This is a genomic window from Aeromonas sp. RU39B (genome assembly GCF_900156095.1).
Taxonomy (GTDB): domain Bacteria; phylum Pseudomonadota; class Gammaproteobacteria; order Enterobacterales; family Aeromonadaceae; genus Aeromonas.
In genome coordinates this window covers 296,965-318,288 of the sequence record NZ_FTMJ01000002.1, presented here as the reverse complement: position 1 = coordinate 318,288, position 21,324 = coordinate 296,965, and the positions used below count along the sequence as shown (strand labels likewise).

The following is a 21,324-nucleotide window of genomic DNA, read 5'->3' as shown; positions in this document are numbered from 1 at the left end:
AACGGCCCCTTATTATGATTAGGGTCAGACGTCCAGCAGCAGCCGGGTCGGATCTTCCAACAGCTCCTTGATGGTCACCAGGAAGCCAACCGACTCGCGGCCATCAACCAGGCGGTGATCATAAGAGAGTGCCAGATACATCATCGGCAGGATTTCCACCTTGCCATCCACCGCCATCGGGCGATCCTGGATCTTGTGCATCCCCAGAATGGCGCTTTGCGGCGGGTTGATGATTGGGGTCGACATCAGCGAGCCAAACACCCCACCGTTGGTGATGGTGAAGTTGCCGCCGGTAAGCTCATCAACGGTCAGCTTGCCGTCACGCCCCTTACCTGCCAGCTCCTTGATCACCTTCTCGATGTCAGCGAGGCTCAGCAAGTCGGCATCACGCAGCACCGGAGTAACCAGGCCGCGCGGGGTAGACACCGCAATGCTCACGTCGAAATAGTTGTGATAGACGATGTCATCGCCATCGAGCGATGCATTGACCTCGGGGTAGCGCTTGAGCGCCTCAACCACGGCCTTCACATAGAACGACATGAAGCCAAGCTTGATGCCGTGCTTTTTCTCGAAGATCTCGCCGTACTGTTTGCGCAGGGCCATGATCGGGCCCATGTTCACCTCGTTGAAGGTGGTCAGCATGGCGGTGGTATTCTTGGCTTCGAGCAGACGCTCGGCAATACGCTTGCGCAGGCGGGTCATCGGCACCCGCTTCTCACTGCGACCCGCCAACGGGGCCACGGAGGCGGTGGCAACCGGCGCTGCTGCGGCAGCCACCGGAGCCGGTTTCCCGGCGCCCTTGATGTAGGCTTCCACGTCTTCTTTGGTGACTCGGCCACCTTTGCCACTGCCAGAGAGCTTGCTCACGTCAATCCCGTGCTCGGCCACCAGACGGCGCACCGACGGGCTCAGATCGCTGCTCTCTTCGGCAGCGACTGCCTCAACCGGTTTGTCACGGGTCTCTTCACCGGCCACGGCGGCAGGCTTGAGACGGGCAATCAGCTGGCGGGCCAGCACGGTTGCGCCTTCGGCAGCAATGATCTCGTCCAGAATACCGGCGTCAGGCGCCGGCACTTCCAGTACCACCTTGTCGGTTTCGATATCAACCAGCACCTCATCACGGGCAACCACATCGCCCGGTTTCTTGTGCCAGGTGGCCACGGTGGCATCCGCCACGGATTCCGGTAAGTCGGGGACCTTAATCTCGATAGTCATCTCGCTGAGTTCCTTTTACTTCTTGTTCCTGTGGCTCTGTTCAAGCAAGGGTCAGGGCATCTTCAACCAGTGCCTTTTGCTGCTTGAGGTGCACCGACATATACCCCACCGCCGGCGATGCTGAGGCGGGACGTCCGGCATAACTGAGTGTGGCACCGGCAGGCAACACGTCATCGTAGTGGTGACGGGTGCAATACCAGGCGCCCTGGTTCTTCGGCTCTTCCTGACACCACACATAATCAGTGACGTGCGAGTAATCAGCCAAAATGGCGCGCACTTCCGCCTCGGGGAACGGATAGAGCTGCTCGATACGCACGATGGCCACGTCCTTCTGCTCAGCCTTGCGACGGGCTTCCAGCAGATCGTAGTAAACCTTGCCCGAGCAGAAGACCACCCGCTTGACGCCCTTCGGATCGAGTTCATCAATCTCACCGATGGCGTTGTAGAAGCGACCATTAGCCAGCTCTTCGAGCGGGCTGACCGCTTGCGGGTGACGCAGCAGCGACTTGGGCGACATCACCACCAGCGGGCGACGCATCGGGCGCACCACTTGGCGACGCAGCATGTGGAATACCTGCGCCGGGGTGGAAGGCACCAACACCTGCATGTTGTGCTGGGCGCACAGCTGCAGATAGCGCTCAAGGCGTGCCGAGGAGTGCTCCGGCCCCTGCCCTTCATAGCCGTGCGGCAGCAACAGGGTCAGACCGCACATCCGTCCCCACTTCTGCTCACCGGATGAGAGAAACTGGTCGATCACCACCTGTGCACCGTTGGCAAAGTCACCAAACTGGGCTTCCCAAATGGTCAGACCGGCCGGCTCAGCCGAGGCATAGCCGTATTCAAAGGCCAGCACTGACTCTTCAGAGAGCACCGAGTCATAGACTTCAAACGGCCCTTGCTTGTCGTGAATATTGCAAAGCGGTGTATAGGTGCTGGCATCGTTTTGGCTGTGCAGCACGGCATGGCGGTGGAAGAAGGTGCCACGGCCGGAATCCTGGCCGGTAATGCGCACTCGTGAGCCGGCATCAACCAAGGTGGCGTAGGCCAGCGTTTCGGCAAACCCCCAATCCAGCAGCTTGTCACCGGCGATCATGGCGCGGCGATCTTCGTAGATCTTCTCGACCTGGCGCTGCAGGGTATGGGAAGCCGGGTATTGAGACACCCGCTCGCCAAGACTGCGCAGTTTTTCCATCGGGACGCGGCCTTCAAACTCCATGTCCCACTCATGGCCAAGATAGGGCGACCAGTCGACCGAATGCTGGGTCATCGGACGCCACTCTTTGACCACCCGCTCGCCACGATCCAGCGCTTCGCGGTATTCGTTGACCAGCTCGGTGGCTTTCTCCTGAGAGATAGCCCCTTCAGCGACCAGTTGATCGGCGTAGATCTTGCGCGGCGTCGGATGCTGCTTGATCTTTTGGTACATCAAAGGCTGGGTGGCACTCGGCTCATCAGCCTCGTTGTGACCATGACGGCGATAGCAAACCAGCTCGATGAGCACATCACGCTTGAAGGTGTTGCGGTAATCGAGCGCAATCTGGGTCACCAGCACCACGGCTTCGGGATCATCACCGTTGACGTGCAGCACGGGTGCCTGTACCGCCTTGGCAATGTCGGTGCAATATTCGGTAGAGCGCACGTCACGCTGGTTTGAGGTGGTAAATCCCACCTGGTTATTGATGACGATGCGCACTGTGCCGCCCACCCCATAGGCACGGGTTTGCGACATGTTGAAGGTTTCGGCCACCACACCTTGACCGGCAATCGCCGAGTCACCGTGGATGGTGATGGGCAACACGGTGCTACCGTCCTTGTCACCATGACGATCCATGCGCGCACGCACCGAGCCAATCACCACCGGATTAACGATTTCCAGGTGCGACGGGTTAAACGCCAGCGCCAGGTGCACATTGCCCCCAGCGGTTGCGAAATCTGACGAGAAGCCCATGTGGTACTTCACATCACCCGTGCCCCACGATTCGCCGTGTTTACCGGCAAACTCGTCAAACAGATCCTGCGTCTGTTTGCCAAGCACGTTAATCAGCACGTTCAGGCGGCCGCGGTGGGCCATACCGATCACGGCCTCTTTACAGCCTTGCTCCCCAGCGCGGCGGATCAGCTCCTTGAGCATGGGGATCATGGCATCGCCCCCTTCCAGGGAGAAGCGCTTGGCACCCGGGAACTTGGCCCCCAGATAGCGCTCCAACCCTTCGGCGGCGGTCAGGTTATCAAGAAAACGGACCTTGTCTTCCACGCTGTAAGTCCCACGCGCCTCAATGGATTCAAGGCGTTGCTGGATCCAGCGTTTCTCTTCAGTGGAGGTCAGGTGCATGTAGTCTGCGCCAATCGGACCGCAGTAGGTCTTGCGCAGCGAGGCATGCAAATCGGAAAGCACCATGGTCTCACGACCGATGGAGTAAGAGCCCACGTTGAAGGTGGCGTCCAGATCGGCGCCCTGCAGGTTGTGATATGCAGGATCGAGCTCGGCGACCGTTTCACGCTGCCATAATCCAAGCGGATCGAGGTTGGCATTCTGGTGACCACGGAAACGATAAGCGTTGATAAGCTGCAGGACGCGCACCTGTTTGGCATCGACGTCCGGATCAGACACCGGTGCGCTAAAGCGGGAGGTGTCCTTGGCGAGGCGACGGAAATAGTCCTTGACGCGGGAGTGGGGTTGTTCGACTGCATGGCCATCGACCTGGGGGAGTCCCTCGAAGAGGGTTCGCCACTGCTCGGCTACGGAGTCAGGATTATCAAGATAGGATTCGTACAAATCCTCAATATAGCTTGCATTCGCACCAGCCAGGTGAGATGACTCCAACCAGGCCTTCATCACGCCGTTATGCATGTCTATCCCTTGTACTTCTTGTCACTGTCGTCAGCATGTAGGGTTTGCCAGATAGCCATCCTACCTTCGGGATGGCTATCCAGAGGTCGGGCCTGTGGCCCCGGCTACACGGCCCGCTTCAAGAGCATCGACTTGATATGGCCGATGGCTTTGGTCGGGTTGAGGCCCTTCGGACAGACGCTGACGCAATTCATGATGCCGTGGCAACGGAACACACTGAAAGCGTCGTCGAGTTCACCTAACCGTTCGGCGGCCGCGCTGTCGCGGCTGTCTGCCAGCCAGCGATAAGCGGCGAGCAGACCGGCCGGTCCGATGAACTTGTCCGGGTTCCACCAGAAGGAGGGGCAAGAGGTGGAGCAGCAGGCACAGAGAATACACTCGTACAGGCCATCCAATTTTGCTCGCTCTTCCGGGGACTGCAGGTGCTCACGCACGGGCGGTTTCTTATCGTTGTTGATGAGGAAGGGTTTGACCTTCTCCCACTGAGTATAAAACTGGGTCATGTCGATGATGAGATCGCGGATCACCGGCAATCCCGGCAAGGGACGAATCACCACCTTGCTGCCCTTTTTCAGCAAGTCTGACAGGGGGGTGATACATGCCAGGCCGTTTTTCCCATTCATGTTGATGCCATCGGAGCCACACACCCCTTCGCGGCAGGAGCGGCGAAAGGCGATGGAGGGATCTTGCTCCTTGAGCAGGATCAGGGCATCGAGCACCATCATGTCGGAACCTTCAGGAATATCAAGGTGATAATCCTTCATGTGCGGTGCGTTATCAATATCCGGGTTGTAGCGATAGACCGAGAATGTGACATTCATTTGAAGCTGCTCCGCAATCAGTAAGTCCGCACCTTGGGTGGGAAGGCTGCACGGGTTTTCGGTGCCATATTGACGCCGCGGGTGGTCATTGACTCGGTATCAGGGTGATACAGAGTGTGGCACAGCCACTTCTCGTCATCCCGGTCCGGATAGTCAAAACGGCAATGAGCCCCCCGACTTTCGGTGCGGAAATTGGCCGCAACCGCCGTGGCAAAGGCAGTCTCCATCAGATTGTCGAGCTCCAGGCACTCGATACGCTGGGTATTGAACTCCTTGGAGGTGTCATCAAGACGGGCATGTTTAAGCCGCTCGCGGATGACCTTGAGTTGCTCCAGCCCCTCGGCCATGGCCGCCCCTTCGCGAAATACCGAGAAGTTGTTTTGCATGCAGCGCTGCAAATCCTTGCGGATCTGAACCGGATCTTCGCCGCTTTGGGTGGTTTCCCAGCGGTTGAAGCGCGCCAGTGCCGCATCAAGATCCGATTCCGAGGCGTCACGACCAAACTCCATCTGCCCGAGGGTATCGACCAGATACTGTCCAGCCGCGCGGCCAAACACCACCAGATCCAGCAGCGAGTTGCCACCCAGACGGTTCGCGCCATGTACCGATACACAGGCAATTTCGCCGACAGCAAACAGACCGGTCACCGGTACATCGTTGCCATCTTTGTCCTGAATCAGGCATTGGCCGTGTACGTTGGTCGGCACACCGCCCATCATGTAGTGGCAGGTTGGAATGATAGGGATTGGCTCTTTAACCGGGTCGACGTGGGCAAAGGTACGCGACAGCTCGCAAATGCCCGGCAGGCGCGACTCCAGCACATCTTTGCCCAAGTGATCGAGCTTGAGCTTGATGTGCGGGCCCCAGGGACCATCACAGCCACGCCCTTCACGGATCTCGATCATGATGGAGCGGGCCACCACGTCACGACCCGCCAAATCCTTGGCATTCGGGGCATAACGCTCCATAAAGCGCTCGCCATCTTTATTGAGCAGGTAACCGCCTTCACCACGGCACCCTTCGGTGACCAGCACCCCTGCCCCGGCAATGCCGGTCGGGTGGAACTGCCACATCTCCATATCCTGCACACCGACACCAGCGCGCAGAGCCATACCGACGCCGTCGCCGGTGTTGATATGAGCATTGGTGGTGGACTGGAAAATCCGGCCAGCACCACCGGTGGCCAACACCGTCGCTTTGGCCTTGAAATAGACCACGTCACCGCTCTCCATATCGATCGCGGTACAACCGACCACATGGCCATCCTGGTTTTTCACCAGATCCAAGGCATACCACTCGGAAAACACCGTGGTGCGGTTTTTGACGTTTTGTTGATAGAGAGTGTGCAACAGAGCGTGGCCGGTACGGTCGGCCGCTGCCGCCGTCCGTGCTGCCTGCTCGCCACCGAAGTTTTTGGACTGACCACCAAACGGACGCTGATAGACAGTGCCGTTATCGAACCGGGAGAAGGGCAATCCCATGTTCTCCAGCTCATAGATGGCTTCGGGGCCGGTCTTGCACATGTACTCGATAGCGTCCTGGTCACCGATATAGTCGGAGCCCTTGACGGTGTCGTACATGTGCCACTGCCAGTTGTCGTCATGGGCATTACCCAGCGCAACAGTGATGCCGCCTTGTGCCGACACAGTGTGCGAGCGAGTGGGAAATACCTTGGAAAGCAGCGCACAGGTTTTGCCCGACTGGGCAATTTGCAGCGCGGCGCGCATGCCGGCGCCACCGGCACCGATTACGACCGCATCAAATTCACGAACAGGAATCATCATACCCCCCACAGCACGACAAAGGCGGTCAGCAGATAGACCAGCAATACGATCACCACGGCAAATTGCAGGATGCCGCGCAACATGGCCGATTTCACATAATCGGTGAAGACCTGCCACAGTCCGATCCAGGCATGGATCAGCACACTCAGCAGGGCCAGCATGGTGAAGACGCGGGTGAAGGTAGAGGCAAAGAATTCGCCCCACACATCGTACGTGACATCGTGGCTGGCAATAAAACCAACCAGATAGAGGGTATAAAACGTCATGATGAGCGCGGTGGCACGGACCAGAATAAAATCGTGCACCCCACTGCGCCCGAAGGTTGCAGAATTGGTTACCATACCAGCACTCCCGCCAGCACAGCCAGAATCACGGTGATCACGAATGCCGCACGGGCACTGCGATTGCCGGAGTCGAGCTCTTCACCATAACCCAGATCCATCAGCAGATGACGAATACCACCCACAATGTGGTACGCCAGTGCAGTCAGGATCCCCCACATCACCAGTTTCACCAGGACGTTATCCAAAATGGATGTCACCTGGGCGAATCCCTCCGGTGAGGAGAGTGACGTGGCCAGCATCCACAGCAAGATCGACAGCGCCACAAACATAATGACGCCGGAGATACGATGCAGGATGGATGCAATGGCAGTGGCAGGAAAACGAATCGTCTGTAGGTCGAGGTTGACCGGTCTCTGTTTCTTTTTCACGGCTTGCCCACTCAGCTCCATTGAGCACGTTAGTTATAGTTCTCTTGATTCAGACTTGGGCGCGGACGGGTACCTTGACACTGCAAGTGACCAGATTGCTGGTGAGACCCCGATTTGGGGAGCAGACCGTGGTTCCAGCACTTTTTTACAAGTGTTTCAAACACCGACAGCCATCACCCACGAGCCGGAGTATATCGGCGCTGTTAACCAATGACAATCAAGCTTCTACACACTTTTACAAAAAACACCCTTCAGATCTCATAACTGATTTAACATTGAGTTAACCAATCGTGAGCAAAATTGACAACTCGAATGGCTTCTGGTTCAAATAGTGCATTAAGCCAACCGAATGCCCTTTCAAGGCGTCAGAACCTTTGCCAGCATGCCTCTCTCGGGATAGAGTGAGTGCTGGCATTAAAAATAAAATTAAAGACTTAGAGCAAAGGAGACGTGCTATGGCTGACAAGATAGCCACCCTGCATCTACCCGATCAGAACCCCATCGAACTGCCTATTTTGGAAGGTACGGTGGGACCTGATGTCGTTGATGTTCGCAAACTTGGTTCACACGGTTACTTCACCTTCGACCCGGGCTTTATGTCCACGGGTTCGTGCAAATCGGCCATTACTTATATTGATGGGGATCAGGGCATCCTGCTGCACCGCGGCTACCCGATTGCCAACCTGGCCAAGGAGGCCACCTATCTCGAGGTGTGTTACATCCTCCTGTACGGTGAAGCCCCAACCAAGGCACAATTTGCCGAATTCAAACGCACCGTGACCCGTCACACCATGGTGCATGAACAAATAGCCTTCTTCTTCCGTGGTTTTCGCCGCGACTCGCACCCAATGGCCGTTATGTGCGGAACCGTTGGTGCGCTGGCCGCCTTCTACCACGACGCTCTGGATATCAATAACGAGGAGCACCGCGAGATCTGCGCATTCCGCCTGCTCTCCAAGATGCCGACCCTGGCGGCCATGTGCTACAAGTACTCGATTGGCCAGCCCTTCATGCAACCGCGCAACGCCCTCTCCTACGCCGGCAACTTCCTGCACATGATGTTTGCCGTGCCGACCGAAGAGTACGTGGTCAACCCTGTGGTTGAGCGCGCCATGGATCGCATCTTTACCCTGCACGCCGATCACGAGCAAAACGCTTCCACCTCGACCGTGCGTCTGGCTGGCTCGTCAGGTGCCAACCCCTTTGCCTGTATCGCGGCGGGTATTGCCTCCTTGTGGGGCCCGGCACACGGCGGCGCCAACGAAGCGTGCCTGCGCATGCTCGAAGAGATCGGCTCGGTCGAACGCATCCCTGAATATATTGCCCGTGCCAAGGACAAGAACGATTCGTTCCGCCTGATGGGCTTTGGTCACCGCGTCTACAAAAACTATGACCCGCGTGCCCAAGTGATGCGTGAAACCTGCCATGAAGTGCTCGAAGAGCTGCAGATCAAAGATCCGCTGCTCGACGTTGCCATGGAGCTAGAACGCATTGCCCTCTCCGATCCCTACTTTGTTGAGAAGAAGCTCTATCCGAACGTGGACTTCTACTCCGGGATCATCATGAAGGCGATCGGTATTCCGATGAGCATGTTCACCGTGATCTTTGCCATCTCTCGTACCATCGGCTGGATTGCCCACTGGAACGAAATGCACTCGGATCCGGATAACAAGATTGGCCGTCCGCGCCAGCTCTACATCGGCGAAGCCCAGCGCGAATTTATTCCGCTCGACAAGCGCTAAGCTGACAGGCATTCATGTGCTAAATATCAAAAGGGCGGTCAATGACCGCCCTTTGCTTTTGTTTTCAGACCCAATTTGTCACCACACCGATGCTAGAAAAACAACAGGCCACCCGCAGGCAGCCTGTCTATTGAACACAGTGGACTGTCACACCACAACAGCGGTACCACTGATACTGACCATCAGCATACTGCCGTTTTGACCGACAACTTCATAGTCGAGATCGATACCGACCACGGCATTGGCACCTAACTCCTCGGCGCGTTCTTTGAGCTCGGCAAAGGCGATCTCACGCGCTTTCGACAGCTCCTTTTCATAAGCGCCTGAACGGCCGCCGATGATGTCACGGATATTGGCGAACAGATCCTTAAATACGTTGGCGCCCAGAATCGCTTCACCGACAACAATACCGCAGTATTCACGAATGGCACGGCCTTCCAGGGTCGGGGTAGTAGACAGAATCATGGTGGTATTCTCCAGAGTGAAACAAGACTCGAAACAGACTAGTCATTTCACTGCTGACTGTCGCCTACCATTAATGGCGCTTGTCCGCCTTCAATTGGCCGTGCATAAAATCAGCTGGCAACCCCAATCTTATAAGCAATTGAGGAAAAAGGAATTTTTCATTCTTTCCCAGCACACTCTCCCAGCAATAGAGGAACTCTTTGCGATTAAATGGTAACCAGCGGCAATCTTTATAAGCGTCAAGATCTATCGCCACCAGCTGTCCACCCTTAACCAGAAAGTTGCGGGTATGCAATCCACGGCAAAACAGGCGGTTGCGCCAGCACAACTCCAGCACATCGAGATATTGCTGCTGCAGCGTTGCAGAGTCTGCAATCTCGTCACAAAGGGGCGCATCGGCATGAACGTCCCGCGTCACCAGACGATAAGGCTTAGCCTCGGTGATCTCGGGCGTGACGACGCCAAGACGACCCAAACGCTGGGCAATGTGCGCGAAATTCATCCCAGGATAAGGCTTGAAGCGCAGCAGATAACGAAGCTTGTCTTCAAACTTGGGGGAGAACTCCTTGATAAAGCTCTCGCTCGCCGCGTCGTAATAGACACGGGAATATTTGCCGGTTTGGATCAGTTTCATGAAAATAGAGGGGGTCGATACAAATGATTGGCGGATTTTACCCAAAGCCGCCGGCTCGACCAAGCTGAGTATGACGGCGAAATGACAGAGAACAAAAAAGAGAGGGTTTCCCCTCTCTTTTACTGATCGCAGCAGCTGAAATCAGTGCAGCTTGAGCGTCGGTCTCAGCACCCGGTTGATACGGCCCACCAGCATGATAAGACCGGTTTTGATATAGCCGTGCAGGGCAATCTGGTGCATCCGATAGAGCGAGATGTAGACCAGACGGGCGATCGCCCCTTCCACCATCATGGAGCCGCGCATCAGGTTACCCATCAGGCTGCCCACGGTGGAGAAGCGGCTCAAGGAGACCAGCGAGCCGTGGTCTTGATAACGGTAAGGCTTCATCTCGCCACCATTGATCTTGGCCAGCATGTTGTAGAGGCACTGATCGGCCATCTGGTGCGCAGCTTGAGCTCGCGGCGGTACAAACTTGCCATCCGGCTGCGGACAAGCTGCACAGTCACCGATAACGAAGATGTTCTCGTCACGGGTGGTTTGCAGGGTGTCATGCACGACCAGTTGGTTGACGCGGTTGGTTTCCAAACCAGCCAGATCCTTCATGAAATCCGGCGCCTTAATGCCAGCAGCCCATACCATCAGGTCGGCTTCGATCAGCTCGCCATCCTTGGTATGCAGCCCTTCGGCCGTCGCCTGGGTGATCATGGTCGCAGTGCGCACGTCCACACCCAGCTTCACCAGCTCTTGATGAGCGGCGCCGCTGATGCGCTCGGGCAGGGCCGGCAGAATGCGCGGACCGGCTTCAACCAGAGTGACCTTGAGACTGGCGCTGGTCAGATTTTTGAAACCATAGGTGTAGAGCTGCTCGACCGCATTGTAGAGCTCGGCCGAGAGCTCCACGCCGGTAGCGCCGCCGCCCACAATCGCGATCTTGACGGTATCGCCCGGCTTAAACTCGGTTGCAAACTGCAGGAAGCGGTTCATCATCCGGTTATGGAAACGGTGCGCCTGGGACGGACTGTCGAGGAAAATGCAGTGATCCTTGATACCCGGGGTGTTGAAATCGTTCGACACCGAGCCAATCGCCATCACCAGATAGTCGTAAGGCAGCTCACGCTCCTTGACCACCACGTCACCGTGCTCATCCACGATCGGCGACAGCACGATACGCTTTTCGTCGCGCTTGATATCGGTCAGAGTGCCCAGCTGGAAGTCAAAACCGTGATTTTTGGCGTGAGATTGATAGCTCAGTGCATCGATACCGGCATCCATGGAGCCTGTTGCGACTTCGTGCAGCAGTGGCTTCCACAGGTGGGTGCGGTTACGGTCCACCAGGGTGATTTTTGCCTTGTTTTTCTTGCCAAGCTTGCGGCCCAGACCGGTGGCCAATTCCAGACCGCCAGCACCGCCGCCTACAACGACAATATTCATCATGATGCAGTTTTCCTAGGTTTCTCAAAAGCAAAGGGAGCCACAACGGCTCCCTAAAGACAAATCGGTCGTCATCCGGCATCAGCCTTCCTTGAAGGCCTTCATGCGCTGCAGGTGTCGCGAGAGGTTCTTGAATTTGTGCGTCTCGCGATCGTCCCAAATGATGTCGTAATAGTTCTTCAGTTCACGTTCAGTGTCGTGATTATCTCGCACTTCATCCGCTTCGGAAAGGATGCACAGGCAGTTTCCTGAATTTTTCTTACGAAAGTCAGTAACACACTTGGTGGCAATATCCTCATACTCCTCGGGGCGCTCAATCTTGCCCTGCATGTTCTCTTCCGGATGCAGATTGGGGTTAAGAAGCACCTGACGGATACCGCACAAAAAGCCGATCCGCTCACTCCAGTAACCACCAAGCCCAACCCCACAAATCAGCGGTTTGGGATCATCACTCATGTCCAGCTGCTTTTTGACTTCCTTAAGCAGGTGGCTCATGTCGTGGCGCGGATGGACGGTGCTGTAGTGAACAAAACGAACATCATCGTCAATAAACTGCAGCTGCAGCACCTTTTCATGATTACCCGGACTGGTTGCATCAAATCCATGCAAATAGATGATCATCGCCTGTTTCCTTCACAACGTGGCATGGCATTCGTTTGACCCTACTCCAGAGCGTCCTGTGACGGCTACCGCAGCGTGGTACTTTCTTGCTATGGATCACCATACGGTCATCAATGACACCAAGGCAACCGGCGTTAATCGCGCAGCTTAGCGATGAGTGTCATCGCCCCCAAGAGCAGCACCCCGGCCAGCAAACCGAACAGCGCACCGAGCACGCTGGGTAACACCATAGCAACGAATGCGCCGATGGCCGGCAGCGCGGCACTGCTCACGCTCGCCCCTTCAATCAGATGATGGACCAACGGCAGGCCATGCACCAAAATGCCGCCACCGACCATAAACATCGCGACCGTCCCCACCAATGCCAGCAAGTGCATCAGACGCGGCGCCAGCACCAGCAGAGAGCGCCCCAGCGCCAGCCTCGGCGCAGCCAATGTGCCACTATCCCCCTGTTTGATCAGATGCAAGCCGATGTCGTCGAGCTTGACGATAAGTCCCACCAGCCCATAGACCCCAAAGGTCATCAGCACGGCGATGCCTGCCACCACACTGATCTGTACCGGCAATGAGGCACCCTGTACCGTGCCAAGCGCAATGACGATGATCTCGGCTGACAGGATAAAATCGGTGCGAATGGCGCCTTTGATTTTCTCCCCTTCATCAAACACCGGCGGCTCAGGCTCGGCCATATCATGAGCGCTCTGCTCGCCCCGATGCAGTAGCGAATGGGCCACCTTCTCGGCCCCCTCAAAGCAGAGGTAGGCGCCGCCGAGCATCAACAGCGGCGTAATCAGCCAGGGCACCAGAGCACTGATCAGTAGCGCCAGCGGCACCAGGATCAACTTGTTACGAAGCGATCCTTTAGCCACCGCCCACACCACCGGCAGCTCCCGCTCGGCGCGTACACCGCTCACCTGCTCGGCGTTGAGCGCCAGATCATCCCCTAGCACACCAGCCGTTTTCTTGGCCGCCACCTTGGTCATCAAGGCCACATCATCAAGCACGGTAGCAATATCATCGAGCAGAATAAGCAGACTGCCTGCCATTATATTTTCCTTATACATAGCGATGAATGGATGGTAATCGCAAGGGCCAGTTGCACCAAGCAGCAGGTCGAAAAAAGGCGGGACTGTGCCCGCCTTACCTGCCTCTTACGTCATGCTCATGACGCGGTAGCCAGTTTTTTATCCTGATAGGCCGCCGGGGTTAATCCCAGCAGCTCCTGGATCGGCGTGGCAATCACAATCGATGACCAGGTGCCGACCAGCACCCCGACAAACAAGGTCAGGGCAAACCCAAACAGCGCCTCCCCTCCAAACAGCAACAGTGCGCCCACGGTAAAGAGCGTCGTGCCTGAGGTGATCAAGGTGCGACTAAAGGTTGCCACCACGGCACGGTCGGTGCACTCATGGATGCCCGGTGGCTCACGCGAGCAGAGAATGTCGCGCAGCCGGTCGGAGATCACGATGCTGTCGTTGAGTGAATAGCCGATCACCGCCATCAGGCCGGCAATGATATTCAGATCGAACTCCACCTGCAGCAGCGCCAACAGACCCAGCGCCACCAGCGCATCGTGCAGCACCGACACCAACACCCCGACGGCTTGACGCCACTCAAAGCGAAATGCCAGATAGACTGAAATAGCGATGGAGGCCGCCAGCAGTGCCAGCATCCCTTGCTCAAGCAGCTCGGCCCCGACCTGCGGCCCCACCTGCGTGGTGCGCAGCAGCTCTACCGACATCGCCAGCTCATCCGAGAGTCGGCTGGTCAGCTCTTGCGGCGTCCAGGCCAGTGCATGCTCAGGCAGCTTGATAAACCACTCCCCCAGCGCGCCGGCAGGATGCAGCTCCACCACCGAGCGCAGTGACGCCGAGAGCATGGCATTGAGCTCATGGGCCGGGCGCAGGGTATCAATACGAAACTCCAGCAATGAGCCCCCGGTAAAATCGAGCCCAAGCTGTAAACCGCGAGTCGCCAGCAACACCAGACAGGCCAGTGTCAGCAGCAGCGACAGGCCCAGCCCGACATAACGCGCCCGGGTCAGGGAACCATGAAAATGATGAGTCATGCGTTAAATCCTCGCCAGCGTCAGGCTACTTTTGCCCCACAGGGGGTTGATGATGGCGCGCGTGCCCCAGATACCGGTCACCATGCTCGACATCAGCCCCAACATCAGGGTGATGGAGAAGCCCTGTAGTGGGCCCGAGCCAATGGAATAGAGGATCACTGCGCTGATCAGAGTGGTGATGTTGGCATCGAAAATCGTGCGAAACGCCGAGCGATAACCAAAGTCGATGGCGCCAGCGAGGCTAGCCCCCTCCCTCACCCGGTCGCGGATCCGCTCAAAGATCAGCACATGGGTATCGACCGCCATCCCGACGGTCAGCACCAGACCGGCAATACCGGGCAGCGTCAGCACAGCGCCAGGAAGCAGCGCCAACATCCCGACCTGCATCAATAAGTTAGCGACCAGCGCCGTGATAGCGACCCAGCCAAAACGGCGGTACCAGCAGATCATAAACAGCGCCATTCCAGCCATGCCACAGGCCAGCGCCATAAAGCCGGCCTGAATGTTCTGGGCACCCAGAGTCGGGCCAATGCTGCGCTCTTCCATAATGCTAAGGGGGGCGGTCAGGGCACCGGCGCGCAGCAACATGGCAAGATCCTGCGCCTCAGGCAGTGAATTGATGCCCGTGATGCGAAACTGGTTACCAAGCGCCGACTGAATAGTGGCGATATTGATCACCTGATTGCTGGCCCGCGCCGGGCCGCCAGCCTGACTGCGGTATTCGGTAAACACCGTAGCCATCGGCGTGCCAATGCGTGAGCGACTGAAACGGTTCATCAGCTCGCCGCCTTGCCCATCCAGCACAATGGCCACCTGCGGTTGGCCGGTCTCCCCCACACTGGCGCGAGCATCGATGATGTGCTCACCGCCCAGCACCGCTTTTCGTGCCAGCGGCACCGGCTGACCGTGACGATCGGCCAGCAAGAAGTGACTATCGGTGCGCACTTCGTAAAACGCCAGCGAGGCGGTCGCCCCCAGCACTTCACGCGCCTGCTTCGGGTTGTGCACCCCGGGCAGCTCGATACGAATTGCATTGAGTCCCTGGCGCTGCACCGTGGCTTCAACAATCCCCAGCTCATGCAGCCGCTTTTGCAAAATTTTTAAGTTTTGCACGACCGCATCCCCAATCAGCCGACTGCGAGCCTCGGGCAGCAAGGTCAAACGCAGGGCATCATCACTGCGATCCAGCTGCCATTGCCCTTGGCTCTGGCGCCGTAGTTGACTGACGAGGGCACTGTCATCGGTCCCGGCAGGCAGGCTCACTGAGACCGCATCAAGGGATGGGGTGGCGACCGCTGCGCCGCGCAGGTTAGCCTCACGCAGCAGTGTGCGCACCTCGTCGGCCATCGCCCGACTTTGGCGCGAGAGTACGAAGTCAGTATCGACCCCAATCAGCAGCTGACTGCCCCCGCGTAAATCGAGCCCAAGCTTGATGGGCGCAGCGCCTAGCATACTGAGCCACTGGGGCGCGTTAGAGGCAAACTCCAGTGTGGCAGCGCTGCTCGTTTGCCCATCGAGCAACGCTTTGGCCTGCTGCTGCTCGGTTTGGGATGCAAACACTAACAACAGCCGCTCCCCATCACGACTAACGCGCTGTGGCGTCAGCTGATGGTCAGCCAACTGCTTAATCTGCGACTCGGTCAGCGCCTGCTGGCCATGCAGTCCCAGCGCCGGTTGCTCACCGAAAAAGGTGGGCAGGGAGTGAAACGTAAAGGTCACCAGCATGAGCAGCAGCAAGGCGTAGCTCCAGCGGCTCATGCGATTGAAATAGGTAGCCGGTCTGCGCGCAGACGGGCGAAAAAGAGAGGTCATGACAGTTCTCCGAAACAACCATGGGAGAGATCATCTGCGGTGCAGACAATACCAAGGCTTGCTCACGGCAAGCCGGGCCTGTCACTGGCGAGGCAGGATCAGGCCGCAGGCAACAGCCTGCGGCGCTGGCAGAAGCGAAATTGTTGGTGTCGCCGCGTCTCGAGACGCCGGTCAACATGGCTAAAGCGCTCACGGAAATTGCGCTTTGGATGAAACAGGCAATGCAGCAGCAACAGACCTGAGAGCAGCAGCAAGACATGGGGCAGCGCCCAGTCTGTCAGCAGCTGATAGTGCGGCTCATCGCTCTTATCGTCATGGCGCTGGGCTCTGTCGCCTCTGGCCTTGTCGCCGCGCACCTTATCAGCACGAAACAGCGCCCCTTGCTGCGCCAATATGCCATCGAGCTGGCTTTGCAGGGCTTGCTCAAGTTGCAGTGATATCGCCGCTCCCCGGCCCGCATTACCGTCACCGTTTGCTGCATGCAGCAAGCCCTTCGCCAGCCCACCCCACAGGGTCAGCGCGATGAGCACACACAACATTAAGACGGCAAAACGGGACTGACGCAGCAAATTCATCACTCTTATGAAAACCGGCCGACCATAACACGGCATGGCTAAGCGCAACAAGCCCGGGGTTAATGCTCGCTAGTGCGCGCCATCACGGCAAAATCATCGGCGAAGCCTTTGAACAGACCATAAAGATGCGCACGCTGGGCCAATGTCAGGCTTTGGCTTAAGTCCGATAACCACTGCACGGTGCGCTCACGAGACTGCTGGCTGTAGCCGGTGTAGCGCCCGCCCATCAACCCGTCACCACTGGTCAGCAAGGCGCCAAGACGCACCGCAAAGTCCGGCGTGCCTTTAAGGCGCACAACGCTGGCAAACTCATTCCACCACTGATGCTGGTAATCGAGCCAGGGGCCATAAAGCTCGTATTGCCAGCTGACCCAGCGCGCGACCAGTGGCTGCTGCGCCGGCTCCACCGAGCCGAGCCAATAGACGAGCCGCTCGTTCATCTTGTCGGCAAATTCGCGCTCCATCGCGGCGCGTGACTTGAGGCGAAACGCCACCTGCTTATCTTCGAGTTTTTCGCGGCGCTCGCGAATAAAACGCGACAGCTGATCATCGTTAAGCAACTGGGCAAGGCGCACTGCGCGCGGCAGCGCGTTGCCAATCACCCGGTCGATATCCTCTTCCAGCTGACTGAGCGCCTGCGACACCTGATCTTGGGACATGGGACTTGCGACCGCCTTGCCCAGTTGTCGCAGCTCTTTGGCATAGCGCGGTATTTCACTGCTGCGATGCCAGACCATAAAACCGCGTAGCTCGCGATCCAGCGCCTTGCTCTGAGAGGAGCTTAACGAGAAGTAGTCATCAAGCTGCCAGGCCACCACCCAGTCCAGCCAGTAATAGATAAGGCGGGTCGTACAGCCCACCAGCAACAGGCAACACAATGCGGCCAGCCACACACGAACACGTTTCATACAGCCTCTCGTGGACGCAAACAGGGCGCCTTGGGTTTATTCAAGTTGGCGGCGATAGCGCTCAATCCACTCATCGAGCCCCGCATCTGGTGCCTGCTCGCGGCGCACCAGCGTCCACAGCAGCGCGATGTAATCCACCCAGGGCAAAAAGGGGCGAAACGCAATGTGCTCTGCGACGCCGCCTTGGTTGCGATAGTGTTCGCACAAGAGGTCACCGGCTTCCACTGCCCAGCCATGGGTGCGCAAGATGGAGGCAATCTCAAAGCCGGGGTGACCGGCGGCGCCATACTCCCAATCCACGACCCAGGGGCGCGGCCCAAGCAAATTGGCCGGATTGAGATCGTGATGACAAGGGAGCCAAAGATCGCTCGGCGCCGCGCTGGCCAGCAAGGCGCGCTCAAGCGCGCCTAGCCAAGGAGGAATTGATGAGAGCTGCCGGCGATAACGTGCGCTGTGGGCGCGCACCGCCATCTGGCCGGTGGGCAGCGGCAGACGGTGTAGCGCGACCAGCACGCCAGCTAACGCAGCCATGGCGTCACGCGGCGCAGGCGGCGCCAGCGCCCAGTTTGGCTCATCACACCACGCCATCAGCAAGGTGCCGCTTGGCAGATCGTGAAAAAGAGAGGCGGGCGCAAGGCCCGCCTTGGCAGCAGCCGAATAGAGCTGCCATTCGAGTGTCCGGTCGATGCCAAGACTCTCTGGCGCCGGATGACCGATGCGCAGGAACGCCTGTCGGCCATCGTCCAGCTGCAACCGGTAGTTTTGATTACTCAATCCCCCGGCAAGCGGCGTGCGAGTTGCCGCCTGCCAGGGCGTCGGCAGCGCAACCATTACCAGCCGAAGGTGGAGCGGCGTGCTTGCTTGCGGATCTCTTTCTGATCAGCCCACACCAGCTCGCCACTTTGCAGATCCATCAGGTTCATGGTGATCTGGTAGAAGACATCCTTCACCTTGCCATTATCCTTGACGATGCTCGACAGGTTGCCATACATCATGTAGCGGGCGCCGGTCTGCTTGCCAATGCGCACCATGGAGGCCGGGTCCACCAGACCGCTGGAAGATTGATACTCCAGCTGCTGTTTGACTGCCGCCACCTTGCTCATATCGACAAAGCGGAATTTGCCCGAGGAGAGCAGCTTGGTGCGAATGGTATCGGTGATGGCTTCGGTATCGATGTGCTCGGAGGTCTTGTTACGGATGCTGTCCATGTACATCACCGGGCGACCCGCTGCGCTGATTTCAGCCGCGGCCGGCGAAGAGAGCATGGAGTCGACCATCTTGGTGGCAATGCCCTGCAGATCGGTGGAGCCATAATCAGCGGTCACGGTTTCGGTCTCGGTGGCATCACCGTAAGAGACGGTGGTGCTCGAGCAGCCTCCCAGCATCAAGGCGGTAATACCCAGCGCCAGCGCGGTTTTCATCTTCATCAGTAGGACTCCTTCAAGACTTCACGAACGGCCAGACGATAGCTGACCACTGACGGGTTGGGGGCCGTGGCGGTCACGGTACGGCTCTGGTGACCATGCAGGGTAATGGGCTGCCAGGGTTGACCATCGACGGCCATCGCCTGACCCTGACCATCAAACCAGCTGAACTGCCACTGCACCGTCTGATCTTTTTTCAGGGTGTTGGTCAGCTCAACCGTCACGGTCAGCAGATCGTTCTGGCGCAGGCGGCTGCGTTCAGCCACCCCCAGATCCAGCGGGTGTCCGGGCTCAACCTTGGCCGCCTCCCCCGCATAACCGGTCATCCATAAGCCGGTGGTATCACTGCTGCAGGCACCCAGCAGCAGCGCCAGCACTAACACACTCTTTTTCATTGATGACTCCTCTCCCGATTTACAGGGAAATGGTTCGGATCTGCAGATCCGGCGCCACACGGTTGACCCACACCAGCGTGGTACGGCCGGGGTTGATCACCACACGCTCGCGTCGGCCATTGAGCTCAACGCTCTGACTGCCGGCGGGCAAACTGGTCGACCAGACCGATGCACGTGCCGGCAAGGTGCTCCAGCTGCGGGTGTCGGCGTGCTCGGAGAGGGTATTGAAAATCCCCACCACCAGATTGCCGATATCGTTGGCCTGCTGGGACGCGACCTGGCGCACCTGCTCTTTGGCAAAGAGCCGCAGCAACTGACGCGTGACCATGCCCGGCAGACGCTCTTTGAGATCATACGCAGCCAGCGCCTCGATATTGCCGAGCTCACTTGCTTGGCCGTGCACACCCCCCGCCGAGATGGTCAGCGGCAGGCTTGGCTCGGACCAGTTGTCATAATACGGCAGCGCCACGGTGAAGGTACGAAAATCCCCCGCCGAGGTCGATATGGGCAACGGCAACCACAGCTCGCGCCGCAGCGGGATCAACCCCTCTTCGTAGAGCACCACCAGCTGGCCCGATGTCGGATCGGCAGGCGGCGCCTTGCGGCCCACTTTTTTCTCGATATCGGCCAGCTCATCGGCACTGCCACGCAGCCGGGCCAAACGCAGCAAGGCATCCTGCACGCTGGGTTGATCGGGCGCGAGCTGGTAGGCGCGCTGCAGATCGACCCAGGCATCGTTGAGATTGCCATCGGCTTCATAGAGCAGCGCCGAGAAGAAGAAGGTGTAAGGGTTCCAGAAGCCACTCTTGGCGCTGCCAATCAGGCGATCCATCGAGGGCGCCTGTTGCGACAACTGCTGGCTAAGCGCCGCTTGCTCGGCATCGGCCACGTCGTGGGCGCGGCGTTCAGCCGCCGCCTCCTGCTCCTGATTGGCGCGGCGCAGCTCCACCAAGGCCCCTTGCCGGTCGTTGGCAAACAGATAATCCAGCGCCAGATAGTGGTGCAGCAGCGTGCGTTCAAAATCGGCCGGCTGGTAGGCGATGGTCTGATCGTTCGTCAGCAGGCTCCCGCCTTGCTGCAATGCCGAGCTCACCCGATAGCGAGCCGCTAGATCGTCGGCGCTGATCGCCTTGTCGGCCGCATCAAACGCACGGCGGCTGCCGTTCATATCACCGGCTAACAGGGCGATGCGCCCCTCTTCGAGGCGATCAAGCAGGTAGTTGTTATCACCCGGGGTGGATTCACGCACCGCCTTGCGCGCCTCATCGGCGTGACCGGCCCGCAGTTGGGTGCGAAGCTCACCGACCTGCTCGGAATAGGTGACAAAATAGTCTTTCCAGTTGGCACAGCCGCCCAGCAGCAGGGGCAGCAGCAGCGCGGCAACCCATCTGCCGCGTGACCTGACCTGTGGCATCAGCAGCAGACCAGCGGGCCGAGTGACTTGCCACCGAGCAGGTGCATATGGATGTGATACACCTCCTGACCACCGTGACGGTTGCAGTTCATCACCAGACGATAACCGTCTTCGGCGATGCCTGCATCGGCCGCCAACTTGCGCGCCACGGTAAACAGGCGCCCCAGAGCCAGCTCATGCTCGGGCTCCACATCATTGACGGTGGGGATCAGCACATTTGGCACGATCAGAATATGGGTCGGCGCCTTGGGATTGATGTCGCGAAATGCAGTGACCAGATCATCTTGATAGAGGATCTGCGCCGGGATCTCCTTGCGGATGATCTTGCTGAAAATGGTTTCCTCGGCCATGACATAACTCCTTGCAAACAATGGGTTGGCGAGGCCAAAGGGTAAAGGAATCCGCGCACGCATGCCAGCACTGCCGGCGTCATCCACGCAAATGTGATCCCC

General features: G+C 58.2%; 21 protein-coding genes. 1 reads left to right on the top strand and 20 read right to left on the bottom strand.

All coding sequences use genetic code 11. From position 1 onward, the window contains the following. Window positions 1-24: 24 nt before the first annotated feature. The 6 genes from odhB to sdhC all read right to left on the bottom strand — a co-directional run bounded on the left by odhB (window position 25) and on the right by sdhC (window position 7,404). Window positions 25-1,215 (bottom strand): 2-oxoglutarate dehydrogenase complex dihydrolipoyllysine-residue succinyltransferase, encoded by a 1,191-nt coding sequence (gene odhB / locus BW958_RS04260; protein WP_076574485.1) that lies wholly within the window; start codon window positions 1,213-1,215, stop codon window positions 25-27. A gap of 40 nt (window positions 1,216-1,255) precedes the next feature. Continuing rightward, complete coding sequence (gene sucA / locus BW958_RS04255) at window positions 1,256-4,066, bottom strand: 2-oxoglutarate dehydrogenase E1 component (RefSeq protein WP_076574484.1); 2,811 nt, start codon at window positions 4,064-4,066, stop codon at window positions 1,256-1,258. Between the two features lie 104 nt (window positions 4,067-4,170). Then, window positions 4,171-4,887: a succinate dehydrogenase iron-sulfur subunit gene (locus tag BW958_RS04250; protein WP_076574483.1), complete on the bottom strand. Its 717-nt coding sequence runs from the start codon at window positions 4,885-4,887 to the stop codon at window positions 4,171-4,173. Between the two features lie 17 nt (window positions 4,888-4,904). Then, window positions 4,905-6,671 carry a succinate dehydrogenase flavoprotein subunit gene (gene sdhA / locus BW958_RS04245; protein ID WP_076574482.1) on the bottom strand — a complete coding sequence of 589 codons (1,767 nt, stop codon included), beginning with the start codon at window positions 6,669-6,671 and terminating at the stop codon, window positions 4,905-4,907. Beyond that, a complete protein-coding gene (sdhD, locus tag BW958_RS04240; RefSeq protein WP_076574481.1) occupies window positions 6,668-7,012 on the bottom strand; it encodes a succinate dehydrogenase, hydrophobic membrane anchor protein in 345 nt (114 codons plus the stop codon). The genes sdhA and sdhD overlap by 4 nt, the downstream gene beginning before the upstream one ends. Continuing rightward, a complete protein-coding gene (gene sdhC, locus BW958_RS04235; RefSeq protein WP_076574480.1) occupies window positions 7,006-7,404 on the bottom strand; it encodes a succinate dehydrogenase cytochrome b556 subunit in 399 nt (132 codons plus the stop codon). Before sdhC ends, sdhD begins: the two co-directional genes overlap by 7 nt. Before the next feature lie 434 nt (window positions 7,405-7,838). Between sdhC and BW958_RS04230 the strand changes: the two genes are divergently transcribed. After that, complete coding sequence (locus BW958_RS04230) at window positions 7,839-9,125, top strand: citrate synthase (RefSeq protein WP_076574479.1); 1,287 nt, start codon at window positions 7,839-7,841, stop codon at window positions 9,123-9,125. A gap of 147 nt (window positions 9,126-9,272) precedes the next feature. On the opposite strand, the gene BW958_RS04225 is transcribed toward BW958_RS04230, so the two are convergent. The 14 genes from BW958_RS04225 to hinT all read right to left on the bottom strand — a co-directional run bounded on the left by BW958_RS04225 (window position 9,273) and on the right by hinT (window position 21,222). Further along, window positions 9,273-9,590 (bottom strand): heavy metal-binding domain-containing protein, encoded by a 318-nt coding sequence (locus tag BW958_RS04225; RefSeq protein WP_076574478.1) that lies wholly within the window; start codon window positions 9,588-9,590, stop codon window positions 9,273-9,275. A 70-nt stretch (window positions 9,591-9,660) separates the two neighbouring features. Further along, entirely contained in the window at window positions 9,661-10,224 is a 564-nt protein-coding gene (locus tag BW958_RS04220; RefSeq protein WP_076574477.1) for a BUD32 family EKC/KEOPS complex subunit, read from the bottom strand. A gap of 141 nt (window positions 10,225-10,365) precedes the next feature. Next, on the bottom strand, window positions 10,366-11,658 hold the full coding sequence (locus tag BW958_RS04215; RefSeq protein WP_076574476.1) for an NAD(P)/FAD-dependent oxidoreductase: 1,293 nt from the start codon (window positions 11,656-11,658) through the stop codon (window positions 10,366-10,368). 78 nt (window positions 11,659-11,736) lie between these two features. After that, window positions 11,737-12,276 carry an alpha/beta hydrolase YcfP gene (gene ycfP, locus BW958_RS04210; RefSeq protein WP_076574475.1) on the bottom strand — a complete coding sequence of 180 codons (540 nt, stop codon included), beginning with the start codon at window positions 12,274-12,276 and terminating at the stop codon, window positions 11,737-11,739. Window positions 12,277-12,410: 134 nt separating this feature from the next. Further along, window positions 12,411-13,322: a DUF808 domain-containing protein gene (locus tag BW958_RS04205; protein WP_076574474.1), complete on the bottom strand. Its 912-nt coding sequence runs from the start codon at window positions 13,320-13,322 to the stop codon at window positions 12,411-12,413. Window positions 13,323-13,438: 116 nt separating this feature from the next. Beyond that, window positions 13,439-14,344 carry a protein translocase subunit SecF gene (gene secF, locus BW958_RS04200; protein WP_076574473.1) on the bottom strand — a complete coding sequence of 302 codons (906 nt, stop codon included), beginning with the start codon at window positions 14,342-14,344 and terminating at the stop codon, window positions 13,439-13,441. Window positions 14,345-14,347: 3 nt separating this feature from the next. Continuing rightward, window positions 14,348-16,156: a protein translocase subunit SecD gene (secD, locus tag BW958_RS04195; protein WP_076574472.1), complete on the bottom strand. Its 1,809-nt coding sequence runs from the start codon at window positions 16,154-16,156 to the stop codon at window positions 14,348-14,350. A 98-nt stretch (window positions 16,157-16,254) separates the two neighbouring features. Then, the gene (locus BW958_RS04190; protein ID WP_076574471.1) at window positions 16,255-16,731 is read right to left on the bottom strand and encodes a hypothetical protein; all 477 of its coding nucleotides are present in this window, start codon (window positions 16,729-16,731) and stop codon (window positions 16,255-16,257) included. Window positions 16,732-16,790: 59 nt separating this feature from the next. Beyond that, the gene (locus BW958_RS04185) at window positions 16,791-17,639 is read right to left on the bottom strand and encodes a DUF6279 family lipoprotein (protein WP_076574470.1); all 849 of its coding nucleotides are present in this window, start codon (window positions 17,637-17,639) and stop codon (window positions 16,791-16,793) included. A 36-nt stretch (window positions 17,640-17,675) separates the two neighbouring features. Then, window positions 17,676-18,470 carry a phosphotransferase gene (locus tag BW958_RS04180; protein ID WP_076574469.1) on the bottom strand — a complete coding sequence of 265 codons (795 nt, stop codon included), beginning with the start codon at window positions 18,468-18,470 and terminating at the stop codon, window positions 17,676-17,678. Continuing rightward, entirely contained in the window at window positions 18,470-19,066 is a 597-nt protein-coding gene (lpoB, locus tag BW958_RS04175; RefSeq protein ID WP_076574468.1) for a penicillin-binding protein activator LpoB, read from the bottom strand. Before lpoB ends, BW958_RS04180 begins: the two co-directional genes overlap by 1 nt. Then, the gene (locus tag BW958_RS04170; RefSeq protein ID WP_076574467.1) at window positions 19,066-19,458 is read right to left on the bottom strand and encodes a YcfL family putative periplasmic lipoprotein; all 393 of its coding nucleotides are present in this window, start codon (window positions 19,456-19,458) and stop codon (window positions 19,066-19,068) included. Before BW958_RS04170 ends, lpoB begins: the two co-directional genes overlap by 1 nt. A gap of 19 nt (window positions 19,459-19,477) precedes the next feature. Then, a complete protein-coding gene (locus BW958_RS04165) occupies window positions 19,478-20,872 on the bottom strand; it encodes a COG3014 family protein (RefSeq protein ID WP_076574466.1) in 1,395 nt (464 codons plus the stop codon). After that, a complete protein-coding gene (gene hinT, locus BW958_RS04160; protein WP_076574465.1) occupies window positions 20,872-21,222 on the bottom strand; it encodes a purine nucleoside phosphoramidase in 351 nt (116 codons plus the stop codon). Before hinT ends, BW958_RS04165 begins: the two co-directional genes overlap by 1 nt. Between the last annotated feature and the right edge of the window lie 102 nt (window positions 21,223-21,324).